2 protein-coding genes (1 of these 2 cut by a window edge) are annotated in these 26990 nt (G+C 61.1%); both read left to right on the top strand.

Going from position 1 to position 26990, the window contains the following annotated elements; all coding sequences use genetic code 11:
* Positions 1 to 164 precede the first annotated feature (164 nt).
* Complete coding sequence (locus J3U87_RS01925; RefSeq protein WP_237381334.1) at positions 165 to 10595, top strand: SDR family NAD(P)-dependent oxidoreductase; 10431 nt, start codon at positions 165 to 167, stop codon at positions 10593 to 10595.
* Positions 10592 to 26990, top strand: partial view of an SDR family NAD(P)-dependent oxidoreductase gene (locus J3U87_RS01920; protein ID WP_237381333.1) — the beginning only. It continues 18968 nt past the right edge of the window; only the first 16399 of its 35367 coding nucleotides appear in the window; it begins with the start codon at positions 10592 to 10594; its stop codon lies beyond the right edge, outside the window. Before J3U87_RS01925 ends, J3U87_RS01920 begins: the two co-directional genes overlap by 4 nt.

Raw genomic sequence — 26990 nt, 5'->3', positions numbered from 1 at the left:
ACGTTTCTCGTTTTACCTGAATTCATTGATCCGAAACCCGACACAGCCCGAGGTTGACCCGCTCAGCGGCCAATGCATTGGCAACGCGGTCCAGGCCTAGCGCTGCCGGCACGTTCAACCTTTTCCCGTCGAGACTGGCGGGGTTCGATTGAGGAGATCCGCCCATGAGCACATCGCTCTCACCCGAAGACGCGCCAACTCATCGCTCGTTCGACGAAGTTTTGCAGTCGATTTTGCGCACCATCGCCGACATCCAGCAAGTGGCTGAAATCGAGGCCGACTGCGATTTCAGCAAGATCAACTTGAGTTCGGTTCAGAGCGTCAGTTTCGCCGAGCAGCTAAATCAACGCTGGTCATTGACGTTAGGGCCCGAAATCGTGTTCGATTTTCGCGGACCCAAACAGCTCGCAGAACATTTGGCGGTCTCCAACGCGCATGAATTCGAGACGGAGACAGAACCCGTGGCAGTGGTGTCGGCCGGGGGCGAGGGTCGCGAAGCACCACAGGGTCCCCCGGCCAATCGGCCAACCCTATCCAATCAGCCAATCGCCGTGATCGGGATGGCCGCGCGATTCGCTGACGCGCCCGATATCCATCGCTTCTGGGATAACTTGGCCGCGGGCAAATCGTCGATCAAAACCGTCGACCGCCACGGCTGGTCGAAGGACAAGTGGCACGACACCGATCGCAGCCGAATCAATTGTAGCTATAGTGCGTCCGCCGGGTTGCTGGACCAAATCGATCACTTCGATCCGTTATTCTTCAATATCTCGCCTCAAGAAGCCGAACGCATGGATCCCCAACAGCGACTGATGCTCGAAGAAAGCTACCACGCCTTCGAGGACGCCGGCCTCGCCGTCAACCAACTTGCAGGGAAACGGATCGGTGTCTACATCGGCGCCCGCACTTCCGATTACCGCGACAAAACGCTGTTGGCTCGAGAAATCGAATCGAAAACCTTTCTCGGTACCGATAATGCGATTCTCGCCGGCCGCCTCTCCTATTGTTTCGACTTTCGCGGTCCCAGCATGGCGGTGGACACCGCTTGTTCTGCTTCCCTGGTGGCGGTCCACCAAGCGCTCACGGCACTGCAAAACGGCGAAGCCGAAATGGCACTCGCGGGCGGGGTCTTTTTAATGCCGTCGCCCGAGTTCCTGGTGATGGCCGCCAAAACTGAAATGCTGTCGCCCAGCGGAAGGTGTCACAGTTTTGACCGAGCAGCCGACGGCATTGCCGTTGGCGAAGGGGTGGCCGCATTGGTTTTGAAACCGCTTTCGGCCGCCCTTGCCGACGGCGATCCGATCCGCGGCTTGATTCGTGCCACCGCCATCAACGGCGACGGCCATACGACGGGCATTACCGCGCCCAGCGGTCCCGCCCAGCGCGCATTACTCCTCGATGCATGGTCGCGGGCGGGTATCTTTCCGGAAGACCTAACCTATCTGGAAGCGCACGGCACCGGTACCAAACTAGGCGATCCGATTGAGTTCAAGGCCCTGTGCGACGCGTTCCGCAACCAAACCGACCGCAAACACTTTTGCTTCCTCGGCTCGCACAAAGCAAACATCGGCCATACGATCATGACCGCCGGGATCGCCGGCATGATCAAAGTCCTGTTGATGATGGAACACCGCACCATACCGCCCAGTGCGGGTTACCAAAACCCAAACCCGCACCTCAACCTGGCCGGCAGTCCCTTTCTGATCAGCAACGGATGTCGTCGATGGTTCCCGGAAGGCGGTGGTCCGCGTCTGGCAGGTATCAGCTCATTTGGATTCAGCGGTACCAACGCCCACGCGGTATTACAGGAAGCGCCGACCGATCCACGCGCGCAACCGCGCGAACAAGCTGCGTACCTGTTTGTCTTCAGCGCCAAAACACCAGAAGCGGTCCTGGCCCAAGTACAAGGTTTGGCGGACTGGCTCGCCGCGCCAACCAACGGCGACCTTCATCCCGCCGACGTCGCCACCACGTTGTTGTGTGGCCGCGACCACTTCAACCAGCGTTTGACGATAATTGCCAAAGATTTGACGGAACTCAAACACCACCTAATGCAAGCCAAACAAAGCGATATTTGCAAAATACGACGCGATGGGACCCATGACCCGCAAGCATTCGCAGAACTGTGTGCCGCCCATGGTGAAAAGCGCAGCCTAACCGCGCTGCGAAACGACTTGAAACGCCTGGCCGAATGGTACCGCCAAGGTGCACAACTCGACTGGTCGCGCTATGCGGCCGGTTGGAAGGGGCGGCGCATCTCGCTACCTGGCTATGCATTCGCCCGCGAGCGCTACTGGATCGAAGGCTTCGATCCCTTGGCGACCTTGCGTTTGCAGGCCAACCCTGAAACGGGCGGCGCGCCAACACCACCGATCGCCCGTCGCGAAGATTCGATCGGGGCAACGAACGAACACCACCGACCCATCGCCGGCGAAAAAAACCCCATGGCACAGATCGGTCTGTTCCAAACCAAGTGGCGCCCGTTTCCCACGTCGAACGAACAGACATGCCTGCCAACGGGTTGCGCCCTGCTCGGCGTGAGGGATCAAAGCCTGACCGACTTGACCGCAGCGACCACCCTTCGCCCCTATCACAACCTTGAAGAAGTGATGCAATGCCCCTATTCCCAACAGCTAATATGGTTCGTGACACCCAAGATCGAGGGAACCGAACCCGCGAACGCGGCCATTGACGCGGCGCTCGACCTGATGGCCGATTTACGCCGGCTCCTCACGGCACCCCGGCACATCATCCATCGCATCCTACTGGTGACACAGTCCGAACAGTCGGGCTCACCGTTCGCTCAATCGGTTGCAGCGCTGAGCCGTGTCGTGCATCGTGAAGAACCCAACCTGGCGTTGAGCAGCCTCGAACTTTGCGCAAACGACCCTCGCGACATTACGGCAGCACTCTCAGCCACCCTGGAACAGCGGCAGGCGCTCACACTGCGTTTTGAACGAGGACAGCTTTACCACGCGACCTTCGCGCCAGCCGAATTGCCGAGCGCCGCTCCCATGCCGGGAGCCGCAAGGCCGCCGGTGTGGTTGGTCAGTGGCGGGTGCGGCGCCTTGGGCTCCGGAATCTCGCAGCACTTGAGCCGCCAGGGCAAGGTCCAACTGGCGCTATTGGGCCACAGCCCGCTTGGTCCGCGCCAACAGGACCAGCTCGACCGTTTGCAGGCTCTCGGCGCCATCGCTCGTTATTACAGCGTCGATCTCGGCGACGCCCATGCCACGCGACAGGCGGTGCACGCGGTCAAACGCGACTTCGGCGGCATCGATGTCGTGCTTCATGCCGCCGGAACCATCGACGACCGCTATTTGGTCCAATTCGAACGCGAGCGTGCAGCTCGTGTACTGCGCGCCAAAATCGCAGCCGCCCATCATCTGGACGAAGCCTGCGAGGATCAGGAGCTCAAAGCCTTTGTTTGTATGAGCTCGGTATCGGCCGTTCTCGGCAACCAAGGTCAGGCAGATTATGCCTTCGCCAACGGCTACCTCGATGGTTTTGCCCAACAGCGCCGCCGGCTGGGGCGCTGTGGTCTATCGCTATCACTAGCCTGGCCCTATTGGCAGGACGGCGGCATGCAACTGGATCCGCAAACCTTTGCCTCACGCTTCGCGTCCAGCGGCATGGAACCAATGGGCACCGAATCAGGCTGTGCACTGCTCGACCGCCTGCTCCAGGGCGACACCCGCTCAGCCGCTCATTGGATCATCAACCATGGGGACCAGCAGCGTTTTACAGCTCATTTGGCGCTTGCCGAACGACTCGAGTCACCGACCCCAGAAGCGCAAGAGGCGGCCCATCCCTCGGCCAATGAAGGCGCCACAACGCGCGCAGCGGTCGCCGAGATGTTGATCAGCCTGTTTTCAAAGTTATTGAAATTACCGCGCAACCGCATCGAGACCGACATCCCGTTCAAGGATTACGGTATCGATTCGATCTTGGTCAATCGCTTCAACGAGGCCGTCAGCCGCTACTTGCCCGAGGACTTTTCGCGGACGTTGCTCTACCGCTTCGAAACGCTCGACCTTTTGACCGATCATCTCACGCAACGCTACGGCAATCGGCTTCAGTTACCCGAGACCGGAACAAATGCCGGCGCGCACCGACCCGCTGCAATCGACCAAGCCGGCGACGATTCCGGCACGCCAAGGGAACCGCTGCCGCCGCCAACAGGCCCGATCCGTGCAAGCAGAGACAGCGACGGCACCCCGACACAACCGATTGCGATCATCGGCCTGGCCGGTAGGTATCCCAAAAGCCCCGACCTCGATAGCTTATGGAGCCGGCTCGAAAACGGCGAGACCTGCATCGACGAAGTTCCGCGTGATCGCTGGGACGCCGAGGCGTGGTTCGACGCCGATCCCGAACGCGCCCGAGAAGGAAAAATTTACTGCCGCTGGGGCGGGTACCTCGACCAAATCACACGTTTCGACCCACTTTTTTTCAACATCGCCCCCAGTGAGGCCGAAACCATGGATCCCCAAGAACGGCTTTTTCTGGAAACTTGCTGGGCGGCGATCGAAGACGCTGCGACCACACCCGCCCAGCTCAAAGGGGCCGCCAAAGACCGCCCCAACCGCGTCGGTGTATTCGCCGGCGTAACCAACTACGGGTTTGCATTGCAAGGTCCGGCTCATTGGCAATCGGGCAAAAGCACCATCCCGATTTCACTGCCCTGGTCGTTGGCCAACCGCATCTCTTATGTCTTTGGGTTCCAGGGTCCAAGCCTGCCGGTCGACACGGCCTGCTCCTCATCGCTGACGGCGATTCAAATGGCCTGTCGCAGTTTACAACAGGGGGAATGTGATACCGCCCTGGCGGGAGGCGTCAACCTTTTCCTCCACCCGACCAAGTACCTGTGGATGTGCCAAAAGCGCATGCTGTCGCCTTCCGGCGTTTGCCGTCCCTTTGGTGCGGGCGCCGACGGTTTCGTTCCCGGCGAAGGTGTGGGCGTGGTGTTACTCAAACCGCTGGCGGACGCACAACGGGACGGCGACCCAATCCATGGTGTCATCCTTGCCGGCGCCATCAACCATGGCGGCAACACCAATGGGTACATGGTCCCCAACCCCAACGCCCAAGCCGCATTGGTCCGCACCTGCCTGCATCAGGCCGCGCTGGATCCAACCCAAATCGGCTATGTGGAAGCGCACGGCACCGGCACCGCGCTTGGCGATCCGATTGAAATCGAAGCACTGAGCCGCGTTTACGGCAGCCCCAGCGCCGAGCGCAAACCCTGTCCCATCGGCAGCGTCAAGGCCAACATCGGCCATCTGGAAGCTGCCGCCGGGATCGCCGGCGTCACCAAAATTCTGCTGCAATTTCGTCATCGCCGCCTGGTTCCATCGCTCAACGCAACCCAAGCCAACCCCAATATTGCCTTTGAGCACACGCCGTTCCGCGTACAACAAAAAAGCCAAGCCTGGTCGCGTCAACAAAATGAGCAAGGCCAACCGCTCCCCTATCGCGCTGCCGTCAGTTCGTTTGGCGCGGGCGGTGTCAACGCCCATTTGATTCTCGAAAGCTACCAGGCGCCCGATCGCGCCAACCCTGCCGACCAGGCGTTTGGACCGCAAGTGATCGTGCTTTCTGCAACGCGGCCACAACAACTCACCGAGCTCGCAATACAACTGGCGACCTTTCTAGACAAAAGCAGTCAGGCACCCGACGACGATCGCCCCTGTTTGGCCGATGTCGCCTTCACCCTACAAATCGGTCGCGTCCATCATCGCCACCGCCTGGCTTTGGTTGCCAACGGCCTCAACCAAACCACCGCGATACTGCGTCGCTTTGCCGAGAACCCCGACAACGCGGACGGGTTGTGGTGTGATGACAGCCGCACAGGCCCCGCCCAAGGTTTCCAGCTCAAGGGCCGCCCCGGCGCACTCTATGTTCAGGCGTTGGCTGAAGAAGGCGACTTGCCGCAACTCGCACAGATCTGGGTTCTGGGCGCCGATGTCGACTGGCACTTACTCCACCACAACCACACACCGCGCCGGATCGTCCTGCCGACCTACCCCTTCGCCGGCAAAGCGATGCCAATGGCTGAGCCGATGGCACCGATCGCCCCACCGGCCAAAGCGACCCAACCCACGAACCGGTTGCACCCGCTCTCGCAACACAACCGCGCGACATTCGAACGCTTCGAATGCCTGTGCAACTGCCCGCTTGATGCAAGCCTATTGGCCGATCACCTCGTGCAGGGCCGGATCACGCTACCGGGCGTGGCTTACCTCGAACTCGCTCGTGCCGCCGGCGCGATTGCCACCCGCCAACCGATTCGGCGTTTCAGTCGCGTTTTCTGGACACAGCCTTTGCAACCGCGCCTACCTAGCAGCGAGATTTGGACACGCCTAGAACCGCACAACGGCAGCTTGTCGTTTACCATCGTCACCGCCGACAGCGCGGGTGAAGAAATCAGCCATGTACAAGGGCGCCTTCACCGGGATCGGCCGCAAACCATCGCGCCGCTCCACCTCAAGGGCATCGCTGCGCGTTTGCCGCACCGTCAAAGCGCGGCAAGGGTGTACACCGCGTTCGCCGCGCAGGGGCTCAACTACGGCCCCAGTTTTCAAACCATCCAGGAACTGGGTCACAGTGAAGACGAGGCTTTGGCCCGGATTACGCGCGCCGACGCACTGCCGGGTACCGTCACCGACCCTGGGGGCGACTTCCTGGAACCGACCTTGCTCGACGGCGCGTTACAGGTAACAGCCTGCCTCGCGCCCGTTCAAAACGGCGATCCCGCGCCCTACATTCCCTTTTCCCTGGGCGAATTACGGATCCATCGGAAGCTGCAAGGCGCGTTGTGGGTTTATTCGAGACGCACCGCTGTCGGCCGCGGCATGCTCACGTTCGACCTGATCCTGGCTGACGACGAAGGCCGGGTCGTCGCTGAATTCGTTCAGTTCAGCGCACGCCGCCTCACACCGTCAATTCGCCCCAGTACTGCGCCACAATCGCCGCTCGGCGCGGAGGTCACCCTCTTCGATGAGGCCTGGCTTCCCGCGCACCCGACCGTTGCCGACCGTTTTCAACCGGCCATTCTGCTCTTCGACGAGGCCGGCCCCTTGTGGAAGCAGTGCCAACAATGGCCCAATGCGCTGCTGGTCCAACCCGGCGCGTGTTTCCGCCAACTGGACGCACAGCGTTTCGAACTGGACCCAACCTCCATCGAAGACTACGGCGAGCTGCTCCGACACTTGATTCAATCCGATCGGTTGCCACACCGATTCATTCACGCTTGGCCGCTGCGGTGGCACGAAGAAATCGGCACGGCGCCACCCCGCGCCGTGAGCGCCTGCTTTGCGTTTGCGGCGGCGCTGGCCAAGATTCGGCTCGACCGGCGCATCGATTGGCGCGTGTTTTACGACGGCCAAACCAAATCGGGACTTGCCTGTGCCGCGCTAAGCGGATTTTTGCAGTCGGTTCACCGTGAAATACCGCGTCTCAAAACCAGCCTGACGGCCGTTGACCGCAACCGACCCGATTTACAGTGGGGCGAAGTTAGCGCAACCGATGACGATGCGACCGAAATTCGTTATCGCGGCGGCGTTCGTGAGATTAAACAATACCGTCGGCGTCCGCTTGAAACGCGCACGTGGCAGGCTGAGCCAGGCACTTTGTGGTTGATTAGCGGCGGAATGGGCGGCCTGGGTCAATTATTTTCGCACCGGCTCGCCGCCCAGGGTGCCCGCTTGGCGCTTTTGGGCCGCAGTCCTCGCGGCACGGAAATCGAACACACCGAGCAGCGCTTGGGTCAGCTCGGCGGTGAAACGCACTACTACCGCTGTGATCTGAGGGATCGCAGCCAGGTACAAACGGTTCTGGCTGAAATCTTCCGTCGCCAGGGGCCAATCGAAGGTGTGATCCACGCGGCCGGTGTGACGCACGACAGCCGGCTGGCCGACAAAACCCTCGCGCAATGGCGTCACGTCTATGCGCCCAAAGTCGAAGGCGTGCTGAATTTGGATGCGGCGCTCGGCAACCGTCACCTGAAACACTTTATCCTGTTCTCTTCGATCGCCGGCTTACTCGGCAATATCGGCCAGAGCGACTACGCTTACGCCAATCGTTTCCTCGACCACTTTGCCGCCTGGCGAAATCGCGAAAGCGCCGCGGGTAGGCGCTTTGGTGTCACACAATCCATCGCCTGGCCTCTTTGGGCCGAGGGCGGCATGGGCATTGACGCTGAAACCGAAGCGTGGCTCGAGAAGAAGTTCGGACTGCGTTCACTCGACAGCACCAACGGCTTGCTTGTCTTTGATGCCTTGTTGGCAAGCCAAGCGCCGCTCACCGGCGTCATCTGCGGTGAGCGCGAACAGTTGTGCCGGATTTACGACATCCACTGCGATCAACTGTCAGCAAGAGCCACCAATCACCAGGAAGGGACGGACCAACCGCTCGGTCCCGACGAGGCCAACGCCAACCCCAATCACCCATCGCAACACCAAGGACGTTCCGTTCTTGCCGGCGCTGGCGATCCATCTGCCCAGGCCAGCCGATCCGGTTTGGCACCGTTGCCGGAACCCGCTGAACGCCAGGGCGAAACATCCCATGGCTCACCTCCCGGCGGCAGAATCGCAGACAAGCTTGACCGACTTCAATTACTGGCCGACTTGACCGAGCTTTGCATGGCCGTCCTCAAGGTCGATGCCGAAGATATCGACACGGAAGAATCGCTGGAACAGTACGGCCTCGATTCGATCATGATGATGACCCTGCTCAACCGCATCGAAGAACGCTGGGGATTAGTGCTGGAACCCTCGTTATTCGTCGAACTCTCCACTTTATCTTCCTTGGCCGATCACCTGTACGACTCTGTGCCAAACCTGATTGCGTCAAACCCAGTCCCATCGACACAGCAGTCCGAGGTACCGGAAAAGGATCGGACCCCGCCACCGGATCCACCACCGACAAACCTCGAGGACGACCAAAGGTCAACCCCATCGTCAAAATTTTCGGAACTCTTGAACACCGCCCCCGAAAGCATCGACCAGGACCCATCGAGCGATTCTCACCAACCTACCGGCCACAACCCGGTGGCACGGTACAACGCGCCCCGCGAGGCGCGCGACATCGCGGTGATTGGTTTGGCCTGCCGCCTGCCAGGGGCGAACAATGCCGAACGATTCATCGAACTTCTGCAAGCCGGCAAAAGTGCCGTCACCGAAGTTCCAGCCGATCGCTGGTCGATTGCAGAGTACTATGCGCCTCAAAAGAACCAACCGGGCCGCACATACGCAAAATGGGCCGCGTTGCTCGACGACATCTACGGCTTCGATGCCGAGTACTTCGCCATCGATCACCGTGAAGCAGCGGTGCTTGACCCGCATCACCGCCTCATTCTCGAGATCGCCGCCGCCACCTTGTGTCATGCCGGATACGACAAAATCGAGATCGCCAAGACGCGCACCGCGGTTTACATCGCCGGTGGTGAAAGCGATTACCTGCGGCATCGCTGGCACGAATTGCCGGACTGGGCTCACAAACGCCTGGTGGTCAACAGCATTCCCAACATGATGGCGGCCCGTATCGCCGATTTTTACGATTTGCAAGGCGCGGCCCAGGTCATCGACACCGCCTGCTCATCGTCCTTGGTTGCGGTACACCAAGCGGTTTCAGCACTGCGCCAAGGCGAATGCGACGCGGCATTGGCAGGCGGCGTGGAGCTCCACATCGGGCCCTACAGCCACCTCAAATTTGCGGCAGCCGGCGTCTTGGCCGCCTCGCCCCAAACCCGTGTCTTCGATCGCGACGCCGACGGTTTCGTGTTGGGCGAAGGGGCGGGCATGGTAATGCTCAAACGGGCCGACCGCGCACGCGCCGACGGCGACCGCATTCTGGCGCTGATCCGCGGTTCGGCGGTCAACAACGACGGCCACACCATGGGTTTGACCGTTCCCAACGGCGAAGCGCAGACCAAGGTGATTCGCGCCGCGCTGGCCGACAGCGGCGTCGACCCGGCCGACATCCATTATCTCGAAGCTCATGGTACCGGTACCTCGTTGGGCGATCCGATCGAGGTCCGTGCCGCAACCCATGCCTACGGTCGCACCGCGGCCAGGGCAACGTGCGCGATTGGTTCGCTCAAATCGAATATCGGCCACTTGTTGCGCGCCGCCGGCATCGCAAGCTTGATCAAAAACGTGCTGATCCTTCAACAGGATTTGATTCCGGCAACCCTTCACTGTCTTCAACCCCACCCACGCTTCCGCTTCCAGGACTCGCCGTTTTACCCGGTGCTGGAAGCGACCCCCTGGCCGGAACGTTCCCAACCCCGCCGCGCCGCGATTTCCTCTTTCGGTTTCGGCGGCACCAATTGCCACCTCATTTTGGAGCAGGTTTTGCCAACGGCAAACGCCCGCCAGCCTTTGCCGGCCCCTGCTTTCCAGCGCCGCAATCACGACCTTTTCGCGCCAACCGACAGCGACCTCGACGATTTATTGCACGACGGGGTCGCCCTGCGCCGCTGGCTCGAAGACCTAGCGGGTACCGCCCTACTCCGGCCCGAAGACCAAGCCGACGCCGCCACTGTCCGCCCAAAACGCGAAACCCACGTGACTGCTAACAGGAAGGACCCATGACCGATTCATTCGATGCCATACTCAGTAAACTCAAAGCCAAACAAATCACCCCGTTAGAAGCCTACACCGCCATCGAAACAAAGACCCGAGGCGACCAGTTGCGGCGCTCCTTTCTTGCCGACGAACCCTTCACTCGCGCACACCAGGTCTTTGGGAAGCCCGTCTTACTCGGTGTCACGCACTGTTCGCTGTTGCTCGACTTGGCGCGGCTGCGTTTCCACGGCACGATGCCGATCACGACGCGGAATTGGGTGTTTCTCAAGCCGATTTGGTTGCACGAGCGTCAAGGTGTCACGCTGGTCGGCCGCCTGCAGCACCATGGCGAAAAGAAAATTCTCGAAAGTACCTTCTCCAGCGAAGATGCTGCGCAACTGCAGGTTGCGGCACGTTGCGAATGGGTTGAAACCCCTCTGGTCGCCACGCCTGATCCGTTCGACTTAAAGGCCGCGCAAAGGAATGCCCGCTTCATCGAGCGCGCCGAACTGCGCGGTCGCCGCCTGCTCGACTGCGCCCCCGCCCTCGATGTCGTTCAATGCGTTTATGCCAAAAAAGAGGGTGCGACGGCACTGCTCACGTGCGATCACCCTGTGACAGAGGCCAGTTATGCCTTCCAGGTGCTGCCGGCCTTGCTGAACGCAGGATTTATCACCGCGATGGCCGCTCAATCGCCGCAAACCAGTCTCGACCAACGCGACGATCTGATGTGGGTTCCCTTCGCCATCGGCCGCATCGTTTTTTTTGCGCCGCCCGCCTCCCGGTGCTGGTGCTACGCCACCATCACGAACCGCCAAGACCAGGAACTCACCCTTGATTTCCGCATCGTCGACGACCAAGGGCGGATCTGCGTCTCGATCGATGGTTTTGTTCACCGTTTGGTTGGGCGCGATTCGTTTCTGCATTTGCACTCGTCCACCACACAGGCGAACGAGCAACCCGCTGCCGAGCGACCCGCGACCGTCCCACCGGCCGGAGCCAGCGTCACATCCAAGGCACCACCCAACAACGACACCGACTTGGACCGAACAATCGCCTTCCTACATCGCCACATTGCGGACTTGATTCAAGCCGACAACGGCGGCGCCACGGAATTTCATCGCGACCGTCACTTTATGGAACAGGGCCTGGAATCCCATCAACTCATCGCGATCGGTGGCAACATTGAAACGGCGTTGGGCGTCGAACTCTACCCAACCCTGTTTTTCGAATACCAGAACCTCAACGAGTTGGGTCGCTATTTTCTCGAACACCACCACGACGCGCTCGAGCGCGTCGGCGCTTTGGCGCAAACGGTCGAAGCCGCTCCAACCGACGCCGTTTCCGTACCCTTGACAAGCTCGGCGGACGGGCAAAAACGATTAGACCGAAACGGCGACATCGAGAAGACAGCCCTGAATGCCGCCCGCTCGGCGACCACACGCGAACTCGAGGCCCCGGATCACCATCCGGTTCGCGATCGGGACATCGCGATCATCGGCATGGCATCGCGCTTTGCCGGAGCTGAAACCTACCAGCAACTTTGGTCTAACTTGCGCGCCGGGCGCGACACGGTCGGCCCGATTCCCACCTCGCGCTGGGATGTGGATCGTTGGTACGACGCGCAAGCGGGTCGCGCCGATCACAGCTACAGTCGGTGGGGTTCCTTCATCGAGGTCGACCGCTTCGATCCACTCTTTTTCAACATTCCTCCGCGTGAAGCAGTTTGGCTCGATCCCCAATTGCGCTTGTTACTGGAAACCGTGTACGCCGCCGCTGAAGATGCCGGGCGCGCCCCCGACCTGCGTGGCAGCGATACCGGGCTCTTTGTGGGCGCCAGCCTGAAGGAATACTGGGACGAAATTTTACGCCGTCGGGTTCCGCTGCACGGACACCACGCATCCAGCGCGCTGCTATCATCGCTTTCGGGTCGCATCTCGTACACGTTGGATTTGCAAGGCCCCAGCCTGCCTGTCGATACGGCTTGCTCATCATCTCTAACCGCGTTGCATCTGGCCTGCCAGGCACTGCGTGACGGCTCCTGCAGCATGGCCCTGGCCGCCGGGGTCGGCATTCTCATCAGTCCCCTACACTATATATATGTATCGGCGATGCAAGCCTTCTCGCCCAGCGGCAAATGCCACACTTTCGATGCCGATGCCGACGGTTACGTGCCGGGCGAAGGTGTCGCCGCGCTCCTGCTGAAACCGCTGTCCGAAGCACTGGCAGCGGGTGATCACATCCACGCCGTCATTCGCGGCAGCGCCATCAATCACGGTGGCCGAGCCAACAATCCAACGTCACCGCGCCCCGAACTGCAATCGGCGTTACTGTTGCAAGCCTGGCGCGATGCGGCGATCAATCCGGCCGATCTCGGCTACATCGAAGCACACTGCACCGGCACCCGTCTCGGCGATCCAATCGAATTCCAAGCTCTGACCAATGCAATGCAAACCCACGGCGAGCGCCGTAACTTTTGTCGGCTGGGCTCGATCAAAGCCAACATCGGTCACTTGGGTTCGGCGGCCGGTTTGGCCGGCGTCATCAAAACCGTGCTCTGCCTGCAAAACGGTCACATTCCACCCATGCCGACCTTCAAAAATTTGAATCCCTACATTCCCCTGGCCGATTCGCCCTTCGCCATCGAAACACAGGCTTGGGATTGGCCGCAGCCAGAACAGGGCCCGCGTCTGGCCGGCGTCAGTGCCTTCGGCCTCGCCGGCAGCTACGCGCATGCGGTGCTCGCCGAGGCACCCCCGCCGGCGGTTCGGCCGCAAGGCGGCGGCGACCAGTTGTTCACCCTGAGCGCCAAAAGTCTGCAACAGTTGCAAGTCCACGCGGCCCAATTTGCTCGCTACCTCGCCGACTGCAACGAAGATCTCGAAGCGATCTGTTACAGCCTCCTGATTGGCCGCGAACAGTTTGCCTACCGCCTGGCCTGGATCGGCGAAGATCCAAAACTATTGGCTACCGCGCTTCAAAGCTGGCTCAGGGACGGCACATCCACCAGCTTGGTTTTGGCCGACCCGCAAACGCAGTCCGTTGCGCTACACCCATGGCGGAACCGCCCACGACATATCGTCGACCAGGCCCAAGCGTGGTTGAAGGGCGACGCCGTAGCGCCGACCCAAATGTTCGGTCGTGAACTACCGCGCCGAATCCCGCTACCCACCTATCCCTTCGCCAAACAACGCTACTGGGCCGAGGAACTCGAGCGCGTCGGGACAGCCAAGGAAGCCCCACTCGAATGCTGCTACCAACCCAGTTGGCGACTTTTGAAGACCGAGAAAGAAACCGGAACCCCGGCCGACACGGACCCTAACTCGGCTTCTCCAAACCCGACGGCAGCCGCTCATGCGGTGCACCGACAGGTTCTGATCGTCAGCCGCGACGATCAACAGCCGCTTCGCCATGCGGTCTCAGCCCATTTTCGCCAGGCTCAGGTGACCCATTTGGTATTGCCTCAAAGCGATAGCGGCGCGGCCGTCAATGACGCCGATTGGCCCCGGCACATCCCCTTCGATCGCGTATGTTTCCTCAGTGCCGCACGGCTTCGTCGCTTACCGGCCGACGACCACGCGGCTTGGCATCACCATCGCCAACAAGGCATCGAAGCGCTTTATCACCTCGTGCAACGCTTCGAACGCGACCACCATTTACATCCGAATTGCCAATGGGACATCCTGCTCGTCAATACGGTCAAGGTCACCGCCGAGGATCGGGTCAATCCGGCCGGTGCCGAACTGTGGGGCATGGTCAAAACGATGGCGCGCGAGTATCCGCGGCAAAGGTTTAACTGTGTCGACCTCGATCTTCAAGGTCAAGCGCTCGATGAAAGGGTCGTTCGCTTCCTCGCCGAACCCGCGCAAACGGCACCCATCCAAGAACGCGCTCATCGCGGTGAACAACGTTACGAACAGTTTTTCGTTCCCTTGGCCGATCCCGTGTCTGAAGCCGCAAGCCCGGGAAATCGCGGTTGGCGTCATGACGCCACCTACCTGATTTTGGGTGGTATGGGCCGAATCGGCCGAAAATTGGCGCAACACCTGGCGCAGCGTTATGGCGCCCGATTGGCACTCTGCGGCCGGCGTGAAGCAACCACGGCCAATCGCGCCTGGTTGCGGGAATTGCGCGATCAAGGCGCTGAAGTTGCCTATTTTCAGGCTGATATCGGCGACGTCGAACAATCGGAGACACTGCTCCAAAAGGTTACGGCGCGCTTTGGCGCACTTCACGGCGTGATCCATGCCGCCATGGTCGACCGCAATGGACGTATCGGTCGGATTAGCCTGGAGCGTTTTCGCGAGGGCTTGGATGCCAAATACGACGGGACCCGTCATCTCTGGGCTCAGCTCGCCGCGCGCCCAATCGATTTTGTCCTTTTCTTTTCGTCTTGCCAGGCCCAATTGGGCCAAGCAGGTATGGCTAACTACAGTGCCGCCTGTCGCTTTCAGGACGCGGTGGCACATGCTTGGCCCAGTCACACACCGATTCACACGCTAAATTGGGGGCTATGGGAACTGGAGGTGTCCGACTGGGACGCGCAACGTAAACGAACGGTAGCGGCGGTCGGATTTCGACCGCTGAAGGTGACGCTCGGCTTGGATCTCACGGAACGGCTGATTGTGAATCAAGCCGTGCAAACCTTAATTCTACCGGCCGAACCACATCTGCTTGCCCAATTGGGCCTGGCACAGGACCCCAACCCCAGGGCCGTGGCCTCGGCCGAACTTCGCCCACCGGGCGCCTGGTTGGAAATCGATGCGCCCCGGCTGCAAGCACAAACGCGTGATCAACTGATTGCCGCTTTTAGTGCGTTGCAGGATTGTTGTATCACCGGCTTGTTGGCCTTTTTCAACCGCAATGGCTTGCTCAACAACAGGGATGAGCAACTCACGCTCGATGAAGTTCGCCAACACATCGACCTCGATCCGCAACACGAACGCTTACTCCATGCTTTGCTGAATATGTTGGTCCGCGCCAAACTTCTCGTTCCCGAGGGCGACACGAAACTTCGCGGTACAGAACGGCTTACCCAATTCCGTGCCGAGAATCATCCGGACGAATGGCGGCAGCGCTTTTCCACCGCACGGCGACAGCACCCGCATTTAGTCGCCTATTTCGACCTGGTCGAAACCTGTTTGTCAGCCTTCGACGAGGTTTTGCGGGGTGAGATGGCCGCCACGGAGATCATGTTCCCCAAAGCCTCGTCCGCCCTGATCGAGAAAATTTACCGCGGCAACCCTAAAGCCGATCACGCCAATCGCCTGGTGGTTTGGAGCGTGGCCCGACTCTTGGAGACCAGCCAACATCTCGGCCGTCCGCTGCGAATCTTGGAGATCGGCGCCGGAACCGGTGGTACGACCCGGTTGTTGCTGGACATACTCGAACCGCACGCGGCGCGCATTCACTACGATTACACGGACCTTTCTCGCGGCTTTCTGCACCACGGTCGCAAGAACTTCGCTGCTCAAGGTCGACCCTGGTTGCATTTCTCGGTACTGGACATTGAACACTCGCCGATGGAACAGGGCTTCGCCCGCGGCGCCTACGATTTGATTTTGGCAACCAACGTGCTCCACGCAACCGCGTCGCTCCAAACCACCCTCGCTCACGTTCGCGCGCTGTTGGGCGAGGGCGGCTGGTTGATCATCAACGAATGCACCAGCCTCGAGGATTGCGCCACACTGACGTTCGGGCTATTGGAAGGTTGGTGGTGCTTCAATGATGCGCAACTGAGGCTCGAACACAGTCCGCTGGCCAATCGCAGCGGATGGGCCGAGGTCCTTGCCGCCTCCGGTTTTAGCGATTTGACCACGTTGGGCCTCGACAGCGCCCATCCCGTCAGCGGCGAGCAGAGCGTGTTTGTGTGTCGCGCGGCGGCGACACATGCGGCAAGCGACAACGACAGCCAAACAACCGCCCCCCAACAAACCGCCGTGGCCACTGTAACGACGGCCAAACCCCAAAAACAGGGAAGCGAAGCCGTGGCGAACGGCCATGTGGCAAAAGCACAAGTGCGCCACGTCATTCGCAGCGTGTTGGCCGAGGTCCTGGCCATGCCAGGCGAGGCGCTCAGCGCCGATGCGACTTATGGCGAGTTGGGGGTCGATTCGATTCTGAGCCTCGAGGTCATCGAACAACTCAACCACCGCCTCGCGATTCAACTGCGCGCCACCGACCTCTACAATTTCGGCACGATCGAAGCCTTGGCCGAACACATCGCCCATCACCACGCCGACACCTTGCCGACACCAGCACGCGAGTCGGTACCGGCCGCGATCCAATCGAGCACACCAACGGTGGCACAGGCGAAGAGGGACCCCCGCGAAACAGGGCACGTACGGATACGCGAGGCCGACCCATGCGGCAGCGATCAGGGTCACCCCACACCAGCCGACGACGAACACGCCATCGCCGTCGTCGGCATGTCGGCCCGCTTCCCCGATGCACCCAACCTCGATCAGTTCTGGCAAAACCTGCTGGCCGAAAAAAGTGCGGTCGGCGAGATCAGCCGCTGGCCCCGGTCCGATTTTTACCACAGCGATGCCGAGGTGCGCGATCGCGTCTCCGTCAAATCGGCCGCTTTCCTAAAAGACCTCGACCGCTTCGATCCACGCTTTTTCCACATATCACCGCACGACGCCGAACTGATGGATCCGCAGCAGCGCATGTTTTTGCAGGAGTGTTGGCGTGCCTTGGAACGCGCCGGTCACGCTGGTCCCGCGATGCGCGGCAGTAAAACCGGCATCTTCGCCGGGTTCAATGCCGCCGATTACGCCGATCTCGTCGACCGCAACGGCTTGGTTGCCGAGCATGCGCGGCTGACCGGTAATTATGAGGCCATGTTGCCCTCGCGTTTGAGCTACTACCTCAACTTGAAAGGGCCGACCATGACCGTCAATACCGCTTGTTCTTCCTCCTTGGTCGCGGTCCATCTGGCGTGCCAATCGCTACGCGACGGGACCTGCGACACCGCACTGGCCGGGGGCGTCGCCCTCATGAACACACCGCGGTTCTTGATTCTTTTGGGCCGTGCCGGCGTGCTTTCACCCAGCGGCGCGTGCCGCGCCTTCGACCACAAGGCGGACGGCATTGTTCTCGGCGAAGGCGTCGGCGTCGTGGTTTTGAAACGACTGACCGATGCGCTGCGTGATCGCGACCATATTCACGCCGTCGTACTGGGCACGGCCCTCAACCAAGACGGAAAAACGCACGGTATGACGGCACCCAGCGCCACGGCCCAAGCCCAATTGATCAGCGATCTTTATCGCAAACGGGCGATTGATCCGAACCAAATCGGCTTGGTCGAAGCTCATGGGACCGGCACCCGAATCGGCGATCCAATTGAAATCGAAGGCTTGAGTGAAGCCTGGTCGCAGTTCACCCAACAGCGGCAATACTGCGCCATCGGTTCGGTCAAAAGCAACATCGGCCACACCTTGGCCGCTGCCGGCATTGCCGGTTTTATCAAACTCGTTTTGTCCGTGGAACGGGGGCGCATTCCCGCGATGGCCGGTTTCGACCAGGCCAACCCGCTTGTCGATTGGTCGGGCACCCCGTTTTACATTCCCACCAAAAGCCGACCTTGGCCCGAAGGCCGACCACGCATCGGTGCCGCCAGCGCCTTTGGCTTTAGCGGCACCAACGCCCACGCCGTGGTCCGCGCCTTCACCGCCGCCGAGCGCGAGCAACCGCGGCAACCGCACTATTTGATTGGGCTCTCGGCCCGCACGCCCAGCCAGTTACGCGACCGCGCCCGCGATTTGGCGCACTGGTTGGAACAACAACCTCAGGCACGTCTCGACGATGTGGCCATGACCTGCCTCATCGGCCGCAGTCGCTTCGCCTACCACCTTGCAACGGTTGCGGCCGATTGCGACAGCCTGCGCATCGGTTTGACCGACTTCAGCAAGGGACAACCCAACACCGCGCTTTACTTTAACCGCGACAAAAACAGCGAACCGACCGCGCAGCAAATCGAAGCCGCCGAGCAGCGCCTGGCAGCGGCGGCAAACCTTTTGACCGAGGGTCGACATCTCACTGTCGCCGCCTTAGAAGCGCTCGCGCAAGATTACGTAGCCGGTATGGAAGGCGACTGGTGCACGCTGTTCAACCATGAAGCCGCACGGCGTGTGCCGCTGCCAACCTATCCATTCGCCAACGAACGCTATTGGTGCGAGGCGACGGGTCAAAGCACGACGACGCAATCCGCGCCATCCAGCGACGCCACTCTCCTGCCAGACCACAAGCACGACACGGATGAAGACGAACTGATCCAAACCCGGTTGGACCGGGTCATGCGCGCCGGCCTCGCCGAGTTACTCAAAATGGACCCTGACGAAATCAGCGCGGACGACATGCTCGACACTTACGGCGTCGACTCACTCGTTCTCGGCGAGTGGGCCGGCAAAATGAGTGAGCGGTTGGGCGTTCCGCTCGCCAAAGGCATCTTTTACGGCGAAGCCGGGCTGAAGGGCCTGCGGCAAGAGCTGATGCACCGTCACGGTGCCGCCATTCGCGCCGCACTGACGGAAAGACCAAACGCATCGCAACCCAACGGCCCGCCAACCAGCGAACAGCCGCGCACCCGTCCAACGGCAGTCGCATCGGGTGTCCACGCCCAACCAAGGGAGCCTAAGCGCCCGGACCGCTACGATGTCGCCATCGTCGGCATGAGTGGCGGCTTTGCGGGTGCGCCCGACCTAAGCACCTTGGCACGACAAGTGTTCGGCCGGGAGCAGGTTCAGCGCGTGCAACCGTTCCCCGCCAAACGGTTTCCCGGCAATCTGGAGGCCATTCTCGATGCGCCCATCCGCCGCGCCGGTGCGCATTTGGGTGCGTTCCTCGACAACATCGAGCATTTCGACCACCGTCTCTTCCGCCTCTCGCCACTGGACGCGCGCGCGATGGATCCGCGCCAACGGCTCCTGCTGCAAACGGCCTGGTCCACCTTTGAAAATGCCGGCTACCGACCCGGTGCTTTTGCAGGCAGTCAAACCGGCGTTTACATCGGCGCCATTCAAGGTGAGTATCGCGAGCTGCTGCGTCATTGCGGCGTTCGGGACATCCAAACCGGGCTCGGCAACCAAAATGCGCTTTTGGCCAATCGTCTCTCATTCTACTTCGACCTCAAGGGACCAAGTTCGGTCGTCGATGCCAATTGCATTTCGGCGACGTTGGCGTTGGTGCAGGCTTGCCGTGGGGTGGCGCGCGGCGAAGTCGAAGCCGCCCTCGCCGGTGGTGTCAATACCCTCATCGCGCCCTGGTCGATGGCGGCCGCGGCCGATTTGGGTGTCGTCAGCGCCGGCGGGACCTGCCGTGCTTTCGATGCCCGCGCCGACGGTTTCGTGCGCGGCGAAGGGGTTGGGCTGGTGCTGCTTAAACCGCTCCAACGCGCTATTGCCGATGGCGATAGCATTCACGGCGTGATTCGCGCCGCCGCCGTCGGCCACGGTGGTCGCAGCCAATCGCTGACCGCGCCCAACGGACGCGCCAACGCCAAGCTGATCGAAACGGCTCTCGCCCAAGCGGACCTGACAGCCGACGACCTCGATTACATCGAAGCGCACGGTACCGGCACACCGGTCGGCGACAGTGTCGAGCTGACCGCTCTCAGCCTGGCGTTTACACCCGAAAACCGAACCGCGACGCTGCCGCTGGCATCAGTCAAAACCCACGTGGGCAACTTGGAACCGGCCGCCGGCATCGCAGCACTGTTTCACGTCCTACTGGGCATGCACAACGGCGTCTTTCCCCATAACCGCGATTTCCAGGAGCCGCATCCCGATCTCAATTTAAGCGGCGGGCCACTGGCGATCTCGGCGGCGGCGAACCCGTGGCACCGACGCCGGACCGGCAAGGATGAACGGCCTCGCCGCGCGGGCATCAATTCGTTCGCAATCGGTGGCGCCTGTGTTCACTTGATCGTGGAAGAATACCCGGCCCGGCCAGGAGCTACACCGCGTGACAAGGTTCATCCCGGCGCAACGGGCGAACAGGAACCCCATTGGGTTCCCCTTTCAGCCCGCAACCCATCGAGCCTTCGTGGCAATGTAGATCGCCTGCGACAGTTCCTTAACCGGGACGCGGACGACGCCCTCGAGCTCGCCGATGTGGCCTTCACCCTGCAACAAGGACGCGAGGCCATGGCCCAACGCGTCGTTTTTCCCGCTACCAATCTCAACCAATTGCAAACGGCCCTGTCCGATTACCTTGCGACCGAAGCGAACGGCGAACAGCACCAGCCTCGTTGGATCACGGCAAACGACACCAACGAGATCCCGAGCGGCGAACTGGGTGCCGCCCTGAATCCGCGCACCTGCGAAAACATTCGGCGCTGGTGTCAAGGCGCCGACATCGTTTGGCCACAAGGCGACACTACCTATCAGCCACGACGTATTCCCTTGCCCACCTATGCGTTCGAAGCGGTAGCCCACTGGCCGACGATGGAAAAACGACCCGTCGAGCCGCTACCTACCACGGACTCCTGGCTGAACCATCCTTTGGTTCATGAAAACTTGAGCACATTGCATGCGCTTCGATTCGCCGGCTTGCTCGATAGCCGTCTCCCATTGGTGGCGCAACATCGCATTAACGGTCGGCCTTTGTTGCCGGCAACCGCCGGGCTGGAAATGGCGCGTTTCGCCGCCGCCTTCGCGGCGCAACGCAGGGTCACCCGCCTGGAGCGCATCGTTTGGCAAGCGCCCATCGCCGTAATCGAACGTACTCAGGTGGAAATCCGCTTTTCTCGTAAGGGCGACCAACTGCATTTCGGTTTGACCTGCGCCGAGGAAGGCGAATTTGACCCGAGTGGTTCGTCCAGCGAGGATTCCGGCCACAACCGTTCGGACCACAACCCGACGGCGTCACACCGCACCAAAGTTGCGGGTTTGATCGGGTTCGATCAGCGCAAGCGGCCGGCGCCGCTCGACCTGGAGCAATTGCGAACCCGCTTCTCCCGACCCGTTGACATCGACGGTATTTACGCAAGCATGCAGCAACGCGGCATTGATCACGGCCCCTGTTACCGAGGTTTGGCGCAACTGTGGTGCAACGACGAGGGTAGCCTGGCCCGCGTCGACTTGAGCACGCAAACCCGTTTCAGTTCAACGCCCGACAGTCTCGATCCAGCCCTGCTCGACAGTGTTTTGCAAACCAGTTTCGTTCTTTTCGCCGACAGGGACGAGCGCCGTCCCTTTTTGCCGTTCGAACTCACCTCGATCGAGCTCCACGCGCCGCTGCCAAAACAGCTTTGGGTCCTGACCGAGCGTCGCGCAAATCCAGGCGGCAATAACGACCTGAGACGTTGCGATCTCCAAATGCTCGACGATCACGGTCAGGTACTTGCCTCAATCACCGGATTCACTGCACAGGCCGCCGTCGCCGACACCGATCACCCAACCCGATTGTTTCTGCCTAGTCGGCGCGAGCAACCGCTTCCTTCAACCGATGCCGATGAAGCAGAGCCACGCAAGTCGCGATTGCTGCTCTTCTGCGACGCGCCGGCCTTGGCGCAACGTTTTGCCGCCGCGACACCTTGCCTATGGATCGAATCCGGCCGGCGCTTCCAACAGTTCGATGCGGCGCACGTCCAACTGGATCCCTGCGATCCGGCTCAGTTGCAACACTTGGTGCAACAACTCGACAGCCCACCGCAGGCTGCCCTGTTCCTCGTGACCGATCCCGTGTCACTCGATCTTGCCGAACAACAAGTGCTCGCCTTGCCCATGTTCCTTCACCAAGCCGTCCTCAAGCGCGATCCCCGCGCCGAATTTCAATCGCGTCTGGTTTGCAGTGGCGGCGACACCGGTCCGGCGTTGCTCGGTTTTTCCGCTTTCGCTCGCTGCTTGGCCTGGGAACACCCCAGCCAGCGCTCCGGCCTCCTGATCTTCGAAGACGAAGCCATCGATCCACAACGGATTTTGGCCGAGTTGCGCGCCCAACCAGCGGCGGCGGCCGTGCGCTTCTCGCAAGGTCGCCGCTACGTACCCTGGTGGCAACCGGTAACGGATAAGCCGGCAACCGAACCCGTCGTCTTCCGCAAGCGCGGCGTGTACCTGATCAGCGGCGGACTGGGCGGACTGGGGCGTCTGGTAACCCAATATCTGCGCGAGCGCTATGATGCCAAAGTGGTTCTGATCGGCCGACGACCGCACCACCAGGTTCAAGTTACCTTGTCACAATGGGGCGACGATGCCGCCTATCTGAGCGGCGACATAAGTGATCCGCAAACAGCGATGCGCGCCGTCGTCCTCGCTCGCAAACAGTTTGGGCCCCTGCGCGGTGTCATCCATGCCGCCGGCGTGCTCGCCGACCAATTGCTGCACACCAAGGTCGTCGGCTCGGCAACGGGGGTGATTGCCGCCAAGGTGACCGGCTTCCAAAATCTCGATCGAGCCACGGAAACCGAACCGCTCGATTTCTTCGTCGCCTTTACCTCGATTTCCGGAGTCGCCGGCAACCCCGGTCAAACCGATTATGCTTATGCCAATCATGTGCTCGAACACGCCATGGTCGAACGCCGCCGCGACGTGGTACGGGGCCGCCGCAACGGTCGAAGCTGTGCGCTCAATTGGCCGTATTGGCAAGACGGCGGCATGCATCTCGACGATGCGGCGATTCAACGCATGTTTCGAATGAGTGGTGCCTTGCCACTCGGCACCAAGGACGGCCTCGCCGCCATGGAAACGGCGCTACGCCTGGACCAACCACGGATCACGATCGCCGTCGGCGACCAGAGTGCGCTGAGCGAGCGTCTCAATCAGCCCGTGCCGCCTTCACGCCGGGGCACGACCGCCCAAACAGACCGACAACCGGCGACCGCCGCGCGCGAAAGCATCGGTCCCGTCTTGCTGGCCAATTTAGCCGACATGCTCCAAATCGATGAGGCGGAGATCGAGTGGCAAACTGATCTCGGCGATTATGGCTTCGACTCCATCAACTACACCCAATTCGCGGCACGGCTGGAACAGCATTTCGCAATTGTCGTCACGCCGGCCACGCTGTTCGAATTCAAAACCCTGGCCGAGCTGCGCGACTACCTCGCCACTCAAGTAAGTAGCCAACCCACACCCCGTTCCGCCATCGCACAGAACGAATCGAACGAGGACCACACCGCACCAGCCGGCGCCCAGCGCCAAGCACTGCTTCACTGCCTTGCCGATATGTTGCACACCAACGTCTCGGAACTCGACTTAAACGAAGACCTGGGGGCCTATGGGTTCGATTCCATCCGCTATACCCAATTTGCCGATTTACTCAATCAACGTTTCGACGCCGCCATCACGCCGGCCACATTTTTCGAGGTGACAACCCTCGCCGAATTGGCCGATCTGCTGGACCAGCGCATCGGCCATGCGGCCAACCGCGATCAGGCAGCAGTACTCCTCCCCAACAGTGGGGCTGCAAGTGGAGCCGTCAATTTCTCCGAAAGGGACCCCCATGCCGGTCCGCTTCTGCCGCCCTCGCAGCGCAGCGGCGTCCCCAATCAGGAACCAAGTACCGGCCACCCCTTGACGCCCGAGCGCTCGATCCGCGCCGATTTGGCAGATCCCCATTGGCATAACCGACACAACCACGCCGAGCAGGCTGACAACGCGCCGATCGCCATTATCGGTATGGCCGGCATATTGCCCGCAAGCGACGACCTCGAACAATTCTGGCAGCACCTCGACCATGGCCATGATCTGATTCGCGAAGTCCCGGCGGAGCGCTGGGACTGGCGCCGTTTTTCGGGTGATCCTCACCAGGATGCCAACCGAATTTCCACCCGTTGGGGCGGTTTTGTCGACGGATTCGACCGTTTCGATGCGGCGCAGTTCGGCGTGTCTTCCGTGGAGGCGGCGCAAATGGATCCGCAACATCGACTGTTCCTCGAAATGGTTTGGCGCGCCTTGGAAGACGCGGGCCTGCCACCCTCCCCACTGCGCGGCCGCCGCGTCGGCGTGTTGGCCGGTTTGTCCGGCATGGATTACTTCGAGTTGCTGCATCGCCACCGGAGCACGATTCGCACCTTCAGTGCGACCGGCGTCTCCCACGCATTGTTGGCCAACCGCGTCAGTTATTTATTCGACTGGCACGGACCGAGCGAAACCATCGATACCGCCTGTTCCAGTGCGTTGGTCGCCATCCATCGCGCCATGTCGCTCTTGCGCAGCGGTGAATGCGACATGGCGGTTGCCGGTGCCGCTCACCTTTGCTTCGCGCCCGGCCCATTTATGGCCTTTTCGCTGGCAGGAATGATGGCCGCGGACGGGCGCTGCAAAACGTTCGACGCCGCCGCCGACGGTTATGTTCGCGGTGAAGGCGCTGGTGCGCTGATCCTCAAACCGCTGCAACAGGCACTGGCGGACGGTGATCCGATCCACGGCGTGCTACGCGGCGCGAGTGTCAACCACGGCGGCCATGCCAAATCGCTGACCGCGCCCAACCCCAATATCCAGGCCGAACTGATCGAAGCAGCCTGGCGCCACGCCCAGGTCGACCCCGCCCGCGTCGATTACATCGAGGCCCACGGCACCGGTACCCGATTGGGTGATCCAATCGAAATCGCCGGCCTCAAAAAAGCCTTTAAAAACTTGGTTCCCCAGGCCGCAAAACACTCCATTTCCGTCGGCTCGGTGAAAACCCAAATTGGGCATTTGGAGGCCGCGGCGGGTTTGGCGGGTTTGTTCAAAATCCTGTTGGCGATGCGCCACGGAACCCTTCCCAAAAATTTGCACTACCACCAAGCCAATCCTTATCTGGAGCTGGCCGACACCCCTTTCGTCCTGCAGAACGAACGCCGCCCGTGGCCGCATCGCCAGGATCGCAACGGCAACGCGCAGCCGCGTCTGGCCGGTCTCAGTTCATTCGGCTTCGGCGGCACCAATGCCCACTTAGTCATCGAGGAGCACATTGACGTGAGACCCGAATCGCGCCATCAAGGCCCTTTTGCCTTTCCTTTTTCCGCACCGGACCGCAACCGCTTGCGTCGACACGCGACGGCCATGGCCGATTACCTCGAGCGATACAGCCCGGCACCGGCCGATGTGGCCGCGACACTGCAACAAGGCCGCGAGCACCTGACCGTTCGCATGGTGGTCGTTTGCCACGATAACACCCAATTGTGTGACGCACTGCGTGCCTTCGCCAAGGACGCACCGATCGCCACGGACATCGCTTTTTTCCACAATGGCTCCGAGGCGCCGCGAGCCACGACATCCGATCGGCCATTGCACGCGTTGGCCCGACGCTGGACGCTCGGCGAAGCAACCGACTGGGCATCGCAGGCAACCGGTGGTAAACGCATCTCGTTGCCCGCTTTGCCCCTATCCCAAACCCGATATTGGTTGGACGAGGTGAGCAACGGTTGCGATTGGCCGGTGTCTGACGAATCGAGCGACCACCATCCGCTGATTGACAGCGCACAGATAACAACCCCGGCGGCGCCGGCCGTCTTTCGCAAGCGCTTCAGTGTCGACGATCCCATCATTCGCGATCACAACCTCAACGGTCGTCTGATCTTTCCGGGCGTCGGTTACTTGGAAATGCTGCGTGCCGCGGCCGACCAGTTGTTCGAAGGTCGCCCTTTCCGGATCGTCGACGTACTCTGGCTGGTGCCTTTCGAACTGGTGCGGGCACAAGGCGAACTGCAGCTCACCGTTCAACCGGACGAGGACGAATGGCAGTTCACCTTCGCATCCCAAATCGATGAAACGACGGCCGTCCATGCGCGCGGTCAATTGCAAACGATGGCGCACACCGCTGAACCCGAACACGACCCATCGCACGACCCATCCGTGACGACCCACCAAACACTGAGCGCAAACGAACTTTACGCGCACTTCACCGCCGGTAAATTAAATTACGGTCCGAGTTTCCTCACCCTGCAACAACTGGCCTTCGATACCCATCGCGGCACCGCCGAGCTCCAGGCCACCGGCGACGAAGAGCGCGGTTACCAATGGGTGCCGCAAATGCTCGACGGCGCGCTGCAAGCCGCCGGTTACATGATTCTCAGCCAGGCCGGCAAAACGGACAGCTTGTGGCTGCCGTTTTCGTTGGGCGAATTGACGCGTTACCGCCCACTGCCGCACCGCTGTCAAGCGACTATCGAGGAGGTTCGCCCCAATCGATTCGACATTCTCTTCAGCGATCGAGCCGGCCGACCCTGCCTGCACTTCCACGACTTATTCATCAAACCATTGCGAACCGGCGTGCGCGAGGGCGCCACCGGAAAAAATCGTAGTGCACCCCCTACCGAAACGACGCCGCCGCTTCACCTGCTGCGGGAAACCTGGCTTCCATCCGAACCGGCGGCATCGGCCAATCAGCCGCTCCATGAACCGCTGGTGGTGGTTGGACCCGAGTCTGCCGCGGATTTGCGCCGCGCGCTTGCCGCCGAACTTCCGCACGCCGTCCAGTTGGTCGAGGATGGGC

This window comes from Sulfidibacter corallicola (assembly GCF_017498545.1).
GTDB lineage: Bacteria > Acidobacteriota > Holophagae > Acanthopleuribacterales > Acanthopleuribacteraceae > Sulfidibacter > Sulfidibacter corallicola.
This window is presented reverse-complemented; position numbering and strand designations above follow the sequence as displayed.

Coding starts and splice junctions, on each gene's coding strand:
- J3U87_RS01925 (WP_237381334.1), top strand. CDS start 165: ATGAGCACATCGCTCTCACCCGAAGACGCGCCAACTCATCGCTCGTTC.